This window comes from [Clostridium] innocuum (assembly GCA_012317185.1).
Taxonomy (GTDB): Bacteria; Bacillota_I; Bacilli_A; order Erysipelotrichales; family Erysipelotrichaceae; genus Clostridium_AQ; species Clostridium_AQ innocuum.
The window spans coordinates 1,151,437-1,166,324 of sequence record CP048838.1 but is presented as its reverse complement, the minus strand read 5'-3'; the positions used below and the strand labels follow the sequence as shown (position 1 = coordinate 1,166,324).

Genomic DNA, 14,888 nt, shown 5'->3' with positions numbered 1-14,888 from the left:
AGGTAGTACATGGAAACAAAGGAAATCATAGACGCGCTCCAGATGAAACGTTCTCTCATCCGCATATCGCATGAAATCATCGAGCATAACCGCGGCGTAGAGGATATCGTCTTAATCGGTATCAAGACAAGAGGAGAAATTCTTGCCAGACGACTGGCAGACATTATATGCAACGTGGAGGATGTCAGTGTTCCCTGCTTTGCCCTGGATGTATCGCATTGGAGAGATGATCGGGAAAAGCCCTATCCCATGCCGATGGAATCCCTGCCGGTAAAGGATAAAAAGGTCATCCTTGTGGATGATGTACTCTTCAAGGGAAGAACCGTACGGGCTGCGATGGATGCGATCATGCACTATGGTAGAGCCAGGGAAATTCAGCTTGCTGTGCTGGTGGACCGCGGGCATCGGGAGCTTCCCATTCGCGCTGACTATATAGGAAAGAATATTCCCAGCTCCCTGCGTGAGGTCATTCGGGTCAGAGTCAGCGAAATTGACGGAAACGACGGCGTTTCTATAAGTAAGTGAGGTAGACAAATGGATAAGACATACGTATTGGATTTTGCTTCAAGACTTTTGGGGACGGACTCCCCAACCGGTTATACAAAAAAGGCAATTGACCTTGTAGCCGACGAGGCAGCAGCCTTGGGATATCAGACAAAACGCAACAATAAGGGAAACCTTCTGATTTATGTAAAGGGCTCCAGCAGTGAAAAAACAATCGGCTTCTGTGCGCACTGCGACACACTTGGGCTGATGGTACGCTCCATCAAAAGCAACGGTATGCTGGCAGTCACCAACATCGGCGGCCCGATCATTCCCACACTGGATGGGGAATACTGCCGCATTCATACAAGAGATGGCAGGGTATATACCGGTACCGTACTTTCCTGTTCTCCCGCATCACATGTATATAAAGACGCTTCGACCAGAAAACGTGAGGTCGATGAGATGGAAATCCGCATTGACGAGGTTGTGAAAACAAAAGCGGATGTGGAAGCACTCGGCATCTGCAACGGTGATTTTGTGGCAATCGATCCAAAGGTTCAGATTACGGAAAGCGGCTTTATCAAATCCCGCTTTCTGGATGACAAAATCAGTGCCAGTGCCCTGATGGGCGTCCTTCAGCATATGAAGGAACACAGCATCACCCCTGCATACGATCTTATTTTCATGATGAGCACATATGAGGAGGTCGGTCATGGCATGTCACACATACCGGAATGCATTAATGAGCTGATAGCCGTGGATATGGGCTGTATCGGTCTTGATCTGGCCTGCAGTGAACAGGATGTTTCCATCTGTGCCAAGGATTCCAGCGGACCGTATGATTATGAAATGACCAGCCGGCTGATTGAGCTGGCTAAGGAAAAGAAGCTGTGCTATGCCGTTGATATTTATCCGATGTATGGCAGCGACGTCAGCGCAGCACTGCGCGGAGGCTGTGATATCCGCGGTGCACTGATCGGTCCGGGCGTACATGCATCCCATGGAATGGAACGAACGCATTATGATGGTGTGGAAAACACCATGAAGCTGATTCTCGCATATATTTCCTAGCTTTCCCCTTGATTTTCTTCAGAATATGCAACCATGCTCTGAAGAAAATCTTTTTTATATTCCCTGCATACCGCCTGCTTCCCACGCATATAGTTGAAAGAGGTGAACCTATGCTGTTTCATACATTTCTATTTGTTTTTCTGGCAGAGATGGCCGATAAAACACAGCTGATGATTATGGCGCTGACAAACCGCTACTCCGTAAAAACCGTAATTGCCGGCATGATACTCGGTGTCTTTGCCATCAGCGGTGTCTCCGTACTGGCCGGTGATCTGATCGGTGATCTGATTCCCATGCGTCTGATCAAGCTGGCGGCAAGTGCCATGTTTCTGTTTTTTGGACTGATGAATCTTCGCTGCAGCACCGAGGAAGAAGCAGGGCATCATGTTGCATTGAAAATCCCCGTAGTATCCATTGCATTTACCTTTGTTATCGCAGAGCTTGGTGATAAAACGCAGCTTGCCACCGTTGCGCTGGCCGCCGATCACATGCGTGAGCATTTTCCGATTTTCCTCGGTGCTTCTCTGGGGCTGATTATGGCGAATATACTCGGTATCTTTGCAGGCAAGCTGATCTTCTCTCACCTTCGTGAAGATACGGTCAAGGTGGGAAGCTCCTTCATCTTTTTCCTCTTCGGCTCTCTGACCCTGTTTGAAGCCGTTCCTGGCAACAATCTGATATTCATCGGATACAGCACGGTGCTTATGGTATGTGCCTACGCAATTTACACCTTTTCACGTCGTCACGTTGGAACACGCGGATAAAAACACCTTCCTGCAACCTGTTACAAATACCAAAAAAATCGCAATCAGCACAACAGAGTATTCCTGTTTGAATTGCATAAGAGACCCCATGAAAAGTGGAGTCTTTTTACATGTCATCCTCTCAACTGCACAATTTCCTGAAATAAGCTTTGTAAAACTGTGCATTTCCTGTATAGATGGGATATAATATGGGTATTGTCTAAAGGATGAAAGAAGGTAGATACTTATGAATGAATGGTCTTTAGATGTTTTATACAAGGGATATTATGATGAAGCCTTTGTTAATGACTTCAAAAAAATGGATACCGTTATTCAACGCTGTACACAGGCTGCTGAGCAGCTGTGTCATGATAACGAGGTGAAAGCTTTACACGATATGCTGTCCCTGCTGGAGGAATTCCACACACTAGCCGATCGCGTCGGGCACTTTATTTCTCTGAAGCAGTCCACGAATACATCGGATGGAAAAACGGTTTCGCTGATGAATCAGTTTTCACAGAAATTCAGCGGCATCACGAAAGCAAATGCAAAGTTCAACCGCTACGTGGCAGAAATTGAGGATCTGGATGCGTGTATTGAACAGGATGCACTGCTGAAGGAATACAGCTACCTGCTGCATACAATAAAAGAGGACAGTACCTATCTGCTCAGTGATGATGTAGAGGATGTATTATCCAAAATGAATATCAGCGGCGGTGAAGCCTGGGCCAATCTGCAGGAATATCTGACGAGTATTGTAGAGGTAGAGTATAAGGGCGAAGTCTCCACCCTTTCTCAGATTCGCAATATGGCCTATGACAGTGATGCAAAGGTGCGCAAGAGTGCCTATGAGGCAGAATTGAAGGCCTATGATAAAATACGTGATGCCGTTGCCTTTTCCTTAAACAGCATCAAGGCACAGGTTTTGACAGAATGTGAGCTGCGCGGCTTTGCTTCTCCACTTGCCATGACACTGCACAATGCGCACATGAAGCAGGAAACGCTGGATGCCCTGCTGCATACCATGCAATCCTATATGCCGAAATTTCATGCCTATCTCAGACGCAAGGCAGAGCTTCTCGGATATAAGAACGGTCTTCCCTGGTATGAGCTGTTTGCGCCACTCGGTGAGGAAACAAAAACCTATCGTGTAGAGGAGGCAAAGGAATACCTGCTGAAGCACTTCCGTCCTTTCGCAGAGGATATGGCAGATATGATGGAGCGTGCCTTTGACGAAAGCTGGATTGATTTCTTCCCGCGCAAGGGAAAGGTCGGCGGTGCCTTCTGTGCTAATTTAAGCGGCGTAAAACAGAGCCGTGTTCTGACGAACTATGACGGTGCGCTAGGTGATATCGTTACGCTTGCCCATGAGCTGGGACATGCCTATCACGGTATGATGATTGAGAATCACCGTCCCCTGAATACCGATTATTCCATGCCGGTTGCGGAAACTGCTTCAACATTCAATGAAAACATCATTATGAATGCCGCAATCGAGGAGGCGAAGGGTCAGGAAAAAATCACATTGATTGAAAATCAGCTGCAGGATCTGACACAGGTTATCTGTGATATCTATTCCCGCTTCCTGTTTGAAAAGACAGTATTTGAAAAGCGCAAAGACAGCTTTATGTTTGCGGACGAGCTGGAAGCCATCATGATCGAAACACAGAAGCAGGCATATGGGGACGGTCTGGATCCCGACTATCTGCATCCGTATATGTGGATTTGCAAGTCCCATTACTATTCCAGCGGTTTGAGCTTCTACAATTTCCCATATGCATTCGGAGCTCTGTTTGCACGGGGACTGATTGTGAAGTATCAGGAAGAGAAAGAAGCTTTCGTACCAAAATACCGTGAGCTTCTAAAAGCAACAACGGTATCCAGTGTTGAGGATGTTGCAGCGATGGCTGATATCGACCTGTGTGATGAAGCATTCTGGACAAGCTGTCTGGATACATGCGCACAGCGTATTGATGAATTCCTGGAGCTGACCAAATAAAAAGAGATACCGCAATATCTGTTTATGAAAACAGCATTGTGCATACATGAATTTTGAAGTCGGTTGAACAATGAATGAATATGCAATATTCGCTTGTGGAATACATCCCATTCGGATATTGCTTTTCTTTTTACGCTTGGCATAAAAAAACCATGTTCTGGGAGAAACATGGTTTTTTTAAAGAAAAAGGATTAAAGTAAGGCCGGCTGGTAACAGCCTTACCATTATGGTATTGCAGATATAATTATGATTGTTAAATTGGTCTTTTATCTGCAATGTTATTATATAACTGTTAAACTAGTAAATTCTTGTTATCTTTAGCAATTATTTGCAGTTTCCTTTTATTTCCTATTTGTCGTCGAAGGAATTCTTATACATCTTCGGTGTTACACCGGTATACTTCTTAAATATTTTTGTGAAGTAATTCTGTCCCTGAAAGCCGACCTCATAAGCAATCTCCTTGATTCGCTTACCGCTTTTCAACAGCTCCTTACTCGCCTCCACCCGCCGCTCGCTGACAAGCTCGGTAAAGGTTTTATGCAGAGAATTATTCAACAGCTTACTCAGGTAAAACGGTGAAACCTGCAATGCATCCGCCATATCACTCAGGGTGATCTGTTTACGGTAGTTGGCATCAATATAGCGGACTGCCTGACGTACCAGCTGATTGGTGTTACGGAAGCGCTCCTCAACAATGGGATCATACAGTCGATGCATCTGCATATGTAGATACAGCGGCACCTCCTGATGAATATTCGTACTGATTTGCAGTGGTGCTATTTCTATCCTTTGCAGATTGATATCCGCATACTCCTTTTGCAACGTATCACGCAGCCTTTCAAACAAATCGGCCACCTCCTGAACGATTTGCCTGCGCTCATGAGGAATCAGTGTCAGACAGAGCTGATGAACTGCCCTTTTTAGACCCTCCTCATCCATTTTCTGAAAGATGGACACAAATCGTGCAACAATTTTATCCAGATCGATATCCACCTTGCAATCATCGCTGCTGTCCTGCAGAAGCTGAGAACAGATCGGCTCCTGAATGCCGATGCGATCTCTTGCTATTTGGAAGGAATGGTGAAACAGCGCAATGTCATTTACAATCGGTCCGATACCAAATTCAAGGCTATCCGACTGCAATGCTGTGATATAGCTCTCCAAATGCTGCAAATCCTCCTGCGGAATAGCCCGCTCTGCAAGGATATAAAAAATCTGCAGCTCATGAAAGAGCTCCTTCAGGCAGCGAAAGCCCAGCTGTATGAAGCCTGCGGACACCTTTTCCATATAGGTTTGATCGTAATGAGAGGATCGGATGATGAAACAGAAGCCGCTGCAGATGCGCGGACTGAGCAGTCTTAGATTCTTGCGCAGCACCAGCTCATCCTCATTCGACAATATGGCAAACAGACATTCATTTTCCACAACCGGAGTAATCCTTTCTATTTTTTCCAGCAGATCACTCTGATGCTTTTTTTCATTCTGCTTCTGCTGTAACTGCTCCATCGTTTTTCGCAGAGCATCCTTTAAATGATCAATCGTATACGGCTTTAAGATGAAATCCTCTACACCAAGACGAATCGCCTCCTGTGCATATTCGAAGTAATTATAGGAGGATAAAATCAGAAACTCCACTTCCCCCGCTGTCTGCCGAATGCGGCGAATCACCTCCAGACCATTGATACCCGGAATATTGATATCGGCTAATATGATATCCGGATGATGCTCTTCAAACAGGGTCAGTGCTTCTTTACCATTTTTCGCAGCATACAGCTCCTGACATTCCGGAAAACCCTCCTGAATGATCTTATACAGCGTTTCCCGCTCAATCTGTTCATCCTCAATGATCATGATTTTATACATATCCGTTCTCCTTCAAATCAATCTGTATATTGATTTCAAATCCGCATTCCTCCAGACTGTTGACAATGATACGTACCCCATCGCCATAGAAGGCCTTCAGGCGCCTTGTAACATTATAAAGCCCAAGATGAGAGCGTTCATCACTGCTCATGCGGAAATCGTTCAGAATAAGCTTCTCCAGCTCATCCGCAGGCATACCGGTACCGTTGTCACTGACAGATATCATGATTTCATCATTGAGACGGCTTACCTCAATCACAACCTCTCCATCCTCGATAATATCCTGTAAGCCGTGTGACACCGCATTTTCCACAAGCGGCTGCAGCACCATGGAGGGCATCGGGATATCCGGCAAATCCTCCTCAATATCCATCAGAAAGCGGATTCTGTCACCGTATCGTTTTTCCTGTATGTAATTGTAGTTGTAAATTGCCTTGATTTCCTTTTTCAGAGAACTGATTTTACTTGCATTATCAAGACCGTAGCGAAGCAGCTGGCTCGTCTTTTCCATCAGCTCACTTGTTTCATAGGCTCCCTCACTGTACGCCTTTTTATAAATCATATTCAGTGTATTAAACAGGAAATGCGGATTGATCTGATTCTGTAAAATGCGCAGCTCGCTTTGGGCAAGCAGCTCATCTTTTCGCAGATTGTCATTCTGCTGTTCCAGAACCCTGCGTTCCAGTCTTGCCTTTTCATTTTCATACTGGATGTTTTTTTCGATACTGTCCGCCATATCCTCCAGGGCAAGACAAAGCACATTCATCTCCTTATTCGTATTGGAAATCTGCGTAAGGTCATATGCTCCCTTCTTGATACGGTTCATATTATTGATTACCTTTTCCAGAGGATCGGTGATGGATTTGATAGTGGATATGGAAAAATAGATCATCCATACAATCAGATAGAGGATAAAGAACAGCGACACCAGCTGCATGGTCTTCTGATTGCTGTTGACTGCCGCCTTTTGCAGCTGCATATCCTGCGTCGCCAAGCCATAATATTCACTAGCTGTCTTATTGATCAGATCATATTCATACAGCAGCTCCTGATACTTCGCACTGAACTCCTTTTCCTGCTGAAGATCGGAAGCGATGACCAGCTCTGCCTGCGCCATATAGCCATCCACCATATTGTTTAGCAGCTCGAAACGCCAGACATGATCCTGATTTTTCAGACTCGCCTTTACCTTTTCCACATTTCCCTGCAGAACTGTGCGATATCTGTGAAAATCCTTATAATTCTGATCATCTGGAGAATACAGGTACACCTGTAACGCATCGTTGAGATTCTTCAAATTGTCATAAAACTGATTCAGCTCATTGTAGGTGGTATAGGTGGAATTGAATTTCTTTATCGTTCGATCATTGATAAGTACATAGGTCGTGCAGACAAGTACCATCACCACGATCAGCATGAGATTGTAGTTCATGATTTTACTGCGAAAGCTTTTCGATCTATTCCACATGCATTTTCTCCTTTTGCAAAGCGGAGGCATAGGTATTCAGATTCTTCCTGTTAACGAGCACAAGATAGGAAGGAATCCTTTCCTTTTCCGGCCGTACTCCCCTGGTGACATAATCATATAATATATGTACCGATTCATATCCGTACTGATAAAAGGATGTCACAATACTGCCTTCCACCTTCCCCTCCCGTATCAGCTCCAGTGTTTCCTTCATATCATCAACGCCGTACACAAGAATCGTATCGCGATTGTCCATATATTCGCTTGCATCCACAAAACCGATTGCATTCTCCCCTGCAAGGTTGATGGAAACATTCATACCGGTATCCTTCTGCAGCACCTTGATCCACTCGTTGCGGGAGGTGAGCTGGTCACTGCGCGATTCACTTTTTGCGACAATCTCAAAGCCGCCGGGATGCTGTGCAAATACAGCTTCAATGGATGCAATCTGATCCCTTGCAAGGTCAAAGCTCAAATCACTGACCTGAATGCCGATGCGAAGCATTTTATTCTTACCCAGCTTTTCTTCGATATCGGCTAACAGAAGTCTGGCCTGTTCATCAAAGTCCTTGCTGATCGTTGTTAGCGGACTGCTGCCCTCAACAGGAGAATCCACCAGGACGAAGGGGATACCCTTGTCATTTCCTTTTTGGATCAGCTCCTTGCTGATGACCCCCTGTGTGATTATGCCATCTGCTTTTTTCAAAAGACCTGTATTGATGACATCCACCATATCATCGGTGGAAATTTTAATAGGTCCCTTCCAGTCACAATGCACCTCCAGCTCCGTACAGGCATCCTGCATCCCTTCTCTGGCCTTTTGCCATAGCGTATGTGTAGATAAAGGTGTGGCAAATAGAAAATACTGTGAGGATTTTTTCTCCTCCTTTGGCTCAGCTGCACTGCATCCGCCACTCAGCACCAGACACAGGCACACGATTCCGCATAGTCTTTTTTTTCTCATTCTCATCCCCGCTCTCATGGAATCATTCTATCACATCACAGACAAATTGAAAACGCGTGAAAAATAAAAAAAATGATTCTTGAAAGGGATCGTAAGAATCATTTCTTTATACAAGATTATCAGCAATAGAGACGATCCTCATATCGCTCCATCATTGAAAAACCGCTGAACTGCATTCATGTCCGGGGTTTACCGCGGCTGTTTTCCTCTCTGATAACTTTGTGATTAAGCGGCATATCTGCCGACTACAGTACATAGTATACAGTATCAAATATAAAATATCTTGTCATTTTTAGCAATATCTTGTCATGTACTCAATTCTGTAATATCATAGCAGTTTCCACCGGCGTTCTTTGCGTGATACATCGCTTCATCCGCCTTTTGGAATATCTCATCATACCTGCAGATATGATTGCTCATACATACACCGATACTGGCACTCAGGACCTGTCTGTCCTCGATTCTTGTATTTACCAGACGATCTAAAATCTCATCCAGACGCTCATACAGATAGGGCAGAGAAAGGATATTCTTCATAAACACACAGAACTCATCACCGCCGATGCGACCGATGAATTCGCTGCTGCGAAGAACCTCCTTCAACACCTTAACGACATGCAGAAGCACCTGGTCACCGACAAGATGACCGAAGGTGTCGTTGATGCTTTTAAATTTATCAATATCAATGACCAACAGGCAGACATACTGATCCTGATGCATGGTTTCAAGCTCTGCACTCACATGTGTCCGAAACGCCGTTTTATTCATGACATTTGTGAATTCCTCTATTTCAGAACGACGCTCCAGCTCCCTGTTTTCCTTTAAAATCTGATTACGTTCATACAGCAGCTGTTCCATGTCTATCTTTAACAGCAGCGTATTCTTCATGTTGTTGTGTGCAGCCGAAAGCTCCAGCTGCCGAATATCATAATACTCCTCCAGCGCCTGTAGACGCTCCTGTTCAGCTTTAAACGTGTTCGCATAAATGACCTGACATTCCTTAAGCTCGGAATGATTCTGATAATTCGGATAATCCTGAAGAATCAGCTGAAGCTCATATAAAATCTGTGAGGAAAGCTTCTGTTCCTGAAACTGCATGCAGACCTTAAATACCTTAAGGAGATTTTTAAACGTATGCAAACGATCCTCTTCTCTGCCGGCAATTTCCAGAAAGCGGACCACTTCAGCACGCAGCCTTGCTATATCCTGCGTATGGGCAGACAAGAGAACCTGATACATCTGATAGTCATTATCTACTGTAACGATCTGAAATCGTTTTTGAAATTCTCGGTACCAGATCAGCCAGCGCTCATATTCAAGATCATCCTTCAGATAAATGCTTGTCCCCATCAGATTGATGATATTGAAGCCATCATTGATTTTAAGATCATCATAGCTACCGATTCCGCGCTCTTCAAAGGCATTGGTGAAATATTCCTTTGCGATTTCATAATAACCAAGGTTAAAAAAGAGTACACCCAGATTGTTTAAAATGATATACAGATACCCGAGCTCCTGATGATCCAAAGCGATATAATAGGACTTCAGCATATATTCAACCGACATGATATCATCGCCAAGCGTTCCACTCACCATCCCTGCCAGATTATAGCACATCATCTGAAAAAATGGATAGGGCGTATGTTCTCCGATGCGAATTCCCTCCTGCAGATATTTCATCGCTTTATCATAAACACCTGTGTTGAAATAGGAGCTGCCAAGAAAATAACAGCTGATTATCAAATAATGGTCATTGTTTTGTTCCCTGCTGGCTGTATATAACAGGGAGGCATAATGAAAAATGCCTTCAAAATCACGAAGGACTCTTTTTTTCTTCAATGTGTGTATACAAGCTCTCTAACTTATCTGTTTTCATGGTATTATCATATCACAATCATATATGTTTTTAAACACTCTGTCGATACAAGTGTCTATAAATGCAGTTTTTTACATACTATTTAGCGATTTTATACGCTGTCTGAATGATTGATACAGCAAAAGCTGCAGTACCGTTCGTATTTTTCACTGGAAATTCAGTCTGTTTCACTATAAAAAAACCGGACAGCAGTCTGCCATTCGGTTCCATTTATAAATATTATTCCACTGCTTTTTTCACAAGTGCAAGAACATCTTCAGCAGTCGCCTGCTTCAGTGCTTCCTCAGCAAGACCTTCCATTTCCTTCTTGCTCAGGTTGGTAACCATCTTACGAGCCTTCAGAATCTGTGTAGCTGACATGGAGAACTCATCGAGTCCAAGACCGAGAAGTACAGGTACCGCATATTCTTCTCCAGCCATTGCTCCACACATACCAGCCCATTTGCCTTCCTTGTGTGCTCCGTCAATCGTCATTTTGATGAGACGCAGGATAGATGGATTGTATGGCTGATACAGGTAGGATACCTTCTCATTCATACGGTCAGCTGCCATAGAGTACTGAATCAAATCGTTTGTACCGATGGAGAAGAAATCTGCTTCCTTCGCAAAGTTATCTGCATTTACTGCAGCAGCAGGAATTTCCACCATCATACCTACTTCGATTTTATCTGCAACCTTAACGCCTTCTGCGATCAGTTTTTCTCTTTCTTCTTCAAAGATTGCCTTACCCTGACGGAATTCATCAACCGTCGCAATCATCGGGAACATGATGCACAGTCTTCCGTAAACAGAAGCACGGATCAGTGCACGCAGCTGTGTGCGGAAAATTTCTTTTCTGTCCAGACACAGACGAATTGCACGATATCCCAAAAACGGGTTCATTTCCGGATCGAACGTGAAGTAAGGAAGCTTTTTGTCACCACCGATATCCAGTGTACGTACGACAACACGGCGTCCTCCCATACCTTCAAGAACTGCTTTATAAGCTTCAAACTGCTCATCCTCAGTAGGGAAGTGATCAGAGTGCATATACAGGAATTCTGTACGGTACAGACCGATACCTTCCCCACCATTGTTCAACACACCATCTACATCATCCGGTGTACCGATATTTCCGGCAAGCTCAACCTCATGTCCGTCTGTTGTAATGGATTTTGCATCCTTTAATACCTTCAGTGCTTCTTTTTCTTCCATATAAGCAGCACGTTTTCCTTCATATTCCTTGATTTCCTCAGCAGTTGGATTCAGAATAACAACGCCGTCCAATGCATCCAGAATTACCGTATCGCCATTGCTTGCGGCATCCAGAACACCACTGCAGCCTACAACAGCAGGAATCTCCAGAGAGTTTGCCATGATAGCAGAGTGGCTTGTCTTACCACCGATATTCGTCGCAAAGCCCTTTGCGTATTCATTCAGCTGCGCTGTGTCGGAAGGTGTCAAATCATGTGCGATAATAACGGAATCCTCGTTGATTGCACTCAGATCAGGAATCGTCAGTCCCAGCAGATTACATTTCAAACGGAATGTAACATCCTTAACATCAGCTGCTCTCTCTTTAAAGTATTCGTTATCCATGGATTCAAACATGGCAACCATCATATTCGCAACTTCATTGGTCGCAAATTCTGCGTTTACCTTGTCGTTTTCAATCATTGAGATAATCTGGCTTGCCAGCTCAGGATCCCCTGCCATCATCAGGTGAGCATCAAAAACTGCCAGCTCTTCCGGTGCCAGACGTTTTGCGGCACGTTCCTTGATACCTTCGATATCAGATTTCGTTTTTTCCAAAGCATCGTTGAATTTCGCTACCTCTTCTGCAGGTGTTGCTTCTGTCTTAACAATTTCGAAGCTCGGTGTTTCCAGCTTGTAAACCTTTGCAATCGCAATCCCTGCGGATGCTGCAATACCTTTTAACATAAGTATGTCCTCCTCTTACTTCATGTAATACTTATTAAAAGTAGTCCTTATCTGATAGAATCACAACGCTTCCATGAGTCTATCTCTACCTAAAATAATAACATTTTTTGAGCCTATAAGCAATGAAAGAATGCATTACAAAGCGCTTTTTTCGACAAAGGAAAAGCTGTACCACCGCACGTCCTGCAGCTGAAAGCTTCAAGGAAAATACCAATTGTAGTCATTTCCGTCTGGATACAGTCATAAAAAGCCAATACAAAAAAAGCACAGAGCTCTACAAATATTTGCAGACACCTGTGCCTTCGTCTTTAACGACTTAGTGAATATACAGAAGAAAGAGCCAGATAAATATACCGAGTACGGCACAGAACAGCAGAATTACCGGTACAAACACCGAGAATGCAGCCATAATGAGAGCCAGAAAGTCACCCTTTTCAAGATTTGCTTCCTTCCCTTCCCGCACTTCCTTCTTTTTCAACAGATCCTTAAATTTCGGTTTATTGATGAACACTAGAACTCACCGCCAAAATGGCAGAGAACAACGTGACCCGGTTTGATTTCCTTCGCTGCCGGCTCCTGTGTTTTACAGATATCCTTCGCGTATGGACAACGCGGGTGGAATTTACATCCGCTTGGTACGTTGACATTGCTTGGAATCTCTCCATGAATTGCTTCCATGCTGGAACGCTGTGTAGGATCCGGCTTTGGAATCGCAGCCATCAGCGCCTTTGTATAAGGGTGCTGCGGATTCTCATAGATTTCATCCTTATCCGCAAGCTCTACCAGTGAACCAAGGTACATAACACCTACACGGTTACTGATATGCTTCACAACACTGAGGTCATGAGAAATAAAGATGTAAGAAATCTTTCGTTCTTCCTGCATATCCATCATCAGGTTGATGATCTGTGACTGAATGGAAACATCCAGTGCGGATACCGGCTCATCACATACGATGAAGCTTGGATCCAGTGCCAGAGAACGGGCGATACCGATACGCTGACGCTGACCTCCGGAGAACTGATGCGGGTAACGGTAGCAGTAGTATGGCGGCAAACCGCATTTTTCCATCAGATTCAGAATATACTGTTTCAGCTCGTCACCTTTTTTATAATAGCCATGCGCAACCAGCGGTTCACTCAAAATGTTGTATACATTCATCCGGGGATTCAAAGAGCTGTATGGATCCTGGAAAATGATCTGCATTTCCTCACGCAGCTTTCGCATTTCCTTACGGTTCTTTTTCAGAATATCTTCACCATTGAAGTGCACTTCCCCGCTTGTCGGTTCATGCAGACGAAGAATTGCACGTCCTAGTGTGGATTTTCCACAGCCGGATTCTCCAACAAGACCAAGCGTCTCCCCTTCATACAGCTTGAAGGATACACCATCAACAGCCTTTACATATTTTTTATTTTTATCCAGCTTACCTTTTCCAAGAGGGAAATATTTTTTCAGGTCTTTGACTTCGAGAATTACTTTCTTGTCTTCCATTTTTTATTCCTCCCCTTTCGCATCATCAAACAGGAAGCAGCTAACGTGATGTCTGGATCCGACCTTCACGTCATGCGGCTGGGACTCCCTGCATTTTGGCATCGCCTTCGGACAACGGTCTGCGAAATAGCAGCCCTTTGGCAGATTGATCGGGTTTGGTACATTCCCTTCAATCGTACTCAGACGTTTGCTTCCGCTGTTCAGGGAAGGCATACTGCTCATTAAGCCAACGGTATACGGATGCTTCGGGTTTTTGAAGATTTCAAATACCGGAGCACTTTCCACTACCTTACCGGCATACATGACATTTACATGGTCCGCCATCTGTGCAACCACACCAAGGTCATGCGTAATCAGCATGATGGAGGTTCCTGTTTTTTCCTTCAGATCATTCATCAGCTTCAGAATCTGTGCCTGAATGGTAACATCCAGTGCTGTTGTCGGTTCATCGGCAATCAGCAGCTTTGGATTACATGCAAGCGCCATAGCGATCATAACACGCTGACGCATACCACCGGAAAGCTGATGCGGGTAGTTGTCCACAACCTTTTCCGGGCGGGAAATTCCAACCATGTCCAGAAGCTTGACAGCGCGTTCGTGTGCCTCTTCCTTTTTTACATCCTCATGCAGCAGGATATTCTCCATAATCTGATTTCCTACTGTGAATACCGGGTTCAATGAAGTCATCGGCTCCTGAAAAATCATAGAGATATCGTTACCACGAATCTTACGGATTTCATCATCCTTTAATGTCGCAAGGTTTTTGTCACCATACATGATCTTGCTGTCTTCCCCGATTTTACCGGGTTCATCCACCAGACCAAGGATACTCATGGCCGTAACACTCTTTCCACAGCCGGATTCCCCAACGATTGCCAGTGTTTCATTTTCGTACATTTTGAAGTTGTTTCCGTCTACCGCCTTGGAAACACCCTTTTTTGTATAGAAATATACTTTCAGATTTTCAACATCCAATATTTTCTTGTTCTTTACTTGTTCCATAC

The 14,888-nt window shown here is 44.5% G+C and carries 12 protein-coding genes; 4 read left to right on the top strand and 8 right to left on the bottom strand.

What is annotated here, in order from left to right; genetic code table 11:
* Positions 1–9: 9 nt before the first annotated feature.
* From pyrR to G4D54_05685, 4 genes are all read left to right on the top strand, one after another.
* Complete coding sequence (pyrR, locus tag G4D54_05700; GenBank protein QJA01954.1) at positions 10–525, top strand: bifunctional pyr operon transcriptional regulator/uracil phosphoribosyltransferase PyrR; 516 nt, start codon at positions 10–12, stop codon at positions 523–525.
* A gap of 9 nt (positions 526–534) precedes the next feature.
* Positions 535–1,557 (top strand): M42 family metallopeptidase, encoded by a 1,023-nt coding sequence (locus G4D54_05695; GenBank protein ID QJA01953.1) that lies wholly within the window; start codon positions 535–537, stop codon positions 1,555–1,557.
* A 110-nt stretch (positions 1,558–1,667) separates the two neighbouring features.
* Positions 1,668–2,321, top strand: coding sequence for a TMEM165/GDT1 family protein (locus G4D54_05690; GenBank protein QJA01952.1), 654 nt, complete (start codon positions 1,668–1,670; stop codon positions 2,319–2,321).
* A 226-nt stretch (positions 2,322–2,547) separates the two neighbouring features.
* On the top strand, positions 2,548–4,299 hold the full coding sequence (locus G4D54_05685; protein ID QJA01951.1) for a M3 family oligoendopeptidase: 1,752 nt from the start codon (positions 2,548–2,550) through the stop codon (positions 4,297–4,299).
* A gap of 348 nt (positions 4,300–4,647) precedes the next feature.
* On the opposite strand, the gene G4D54_05680 is transcribed toward G4D54_05685, so the two are convergent.
* From G4D54_05680 to G4D54_05645, 8 genes are all read right to left on the bottom strand, one after another.
* Positions 4,648–6,162 carry a response regulator gene (locus G4D54_05680; GenBank protein ID QJA01950.1) on the bottom strand — a complete coding sequence of 505 codons (1,515 nt, stop codon included), beginning with the start codon at positions 6,160–6,162 and terminating at the stop codon, positions 4,648–4,650.
* Positions 6,155–7,630: a sensor histidine kinase gene (locus tag G4D54_05675; GenBank protein ID QJA01949.1), complete on the bottom strand. Its 1,476-nt coding sequence runs from the start codon at positions 7,628–7,630 to the stop codon at positions 6,155–6,157. Before G4D54_05675 ends, G4D54_05680 begins: the two co-directional genes overlap by 8 nt.
* Positions 7,620–8,594, bottom strand: coding sequence for a substrate-binding domain-containing protein (locus G4D54_05670; protein ID QJA01948.1), 975 nt, complete (start codon positions 8,592–8,594; stop codon positions 7,620–7,622). Before G4D54_05670 ends, G4D54_05675 begins: the two co-directional genes overlap by 11 nt.
* 306 nt (positions 8,595–8,900) lie before the next feature.
* Entirely contained in the window at positions 8,901–10,433 is a 1,533-nt protein-coding gene (locus G4D54_05665; GenBank protein ID QJA01947.1) for a GGDEF domain-containing protein, read from the bottom strand.
* Between the two features lie 256 nt (positions 10,434–10,689).
* Positions 10,690–12,390, bottom strand: a complete 1,701-nt coding sequence (ptsP, locus tag G4D54_05660; GenBank protein ID QJA01946.1) for a phosphoenolpyruvate--protein phosphotransferase — start codon at positions 12,388–12,390, stop codon at positions 10,690–10,692.
* A gap of 316 nt (positions 12,391–12,706) precedes the next feature.
* A complete protein-coding gene (locus tag G4D54_05655; GenBank protein ID QJA01945.1) occupies positions 12,707–12,901 on the bottom strand; it encodes a hypothetical protein in 195 nt (64 codons plus the stop codon).
* On the bottom strand, positions 12,901–13,884 hold the full coding sequence (locus G4D54_05650; protein QJA01944.1) for a dipeptide ABC transporter ATP-binding protein: 984 nt from the start codon (positions 13,882–13,884) through the stop codon (positions 12,901–12,903). Before G4D54_05650 ends, G4D54_05655 begins: the two co-directional genes overlap by 1 nt.
* A gap of 3 nt (positions 13,885–13,887) precedes the next feature.
* Positions 13,888–14,886 (bottom strand): ABC transporter ATP-binding protein, encoded by a 999-nt coding sequence (locus G4D54_05645; GenBank protein QJA01943.1) that lies wholly within the window; start codon positions 14,884–14,886, stop codon positions 13,888–13,890.
* Positions 14,887–14,888 lie beyond the last annotated feature (2 nt).

Coding starts and splice junctions, on each gene's coding strand:
- pyrR (QJA01954.1), top strand. CDS start 10: ATGGAAACAAAGGAAATCATAGACGCGCTCCAGATGAAACGTTCTCTC.
- G4D54_05695 (QJA01953.1), top strand. CDS start 535: ATGGATAAGACATACGTATTGGATTTTGCTTCAAGACTTTTGGGGACG.
- G4D54_05690 (QJA01952.1), top strand. CDS start 1,668: ATGCTGTTTCATACATTTCTATTTGTTTTTCTGGCAGAGATGGCCGAT.
- G4D54_05685 (QJA01951.1), top strand. CDS start 2,548: ATGAATGAATGGTCTTTAGATGTTTTATACAAGGGATATTATGATGAA.
- G4D54_05680 (QJA01950.1), bottom strand. CDS start 6,162: ATGTATAAAATCATGATCATTGAGGATGAACAGATTGAGCGGGAAACG.
- G4D54_05675 (QJA01949.1), bottom strand. CDS start 7,630: ATGTGGAATAGATCGAAAAGCTTTCGCAGTAAAATCATGAACTACAAT.
- G4D54_05670 (QJA01948.1), bottom strand. CDS start 8,594: ATGAGAAAAAAAAGACTATGCGGAATCGTGTGCCTGTGTCTGGTGCTG.
- ptsP (QJA01946.1), bottom strand. CDS start 12,390: ATGTTAAAAGGTATTGCAGCATCCGCAGGGATTGCGATTGCAAAGGTT.
- G4D54_05650 (QJA01944.1), bottom strand. CDS start 13,884: ATGGAAGACAAGAAAGTAATTCTCGAAGTCAAAGACCTGAAAAAATAT.
- G4D54_05645 (QJA01943.1), bottom strand. CDS start 14,886: ATGGAACAAGTAAAGAACAAGAAAATATTGGATGTTGAAAATCTGAAA.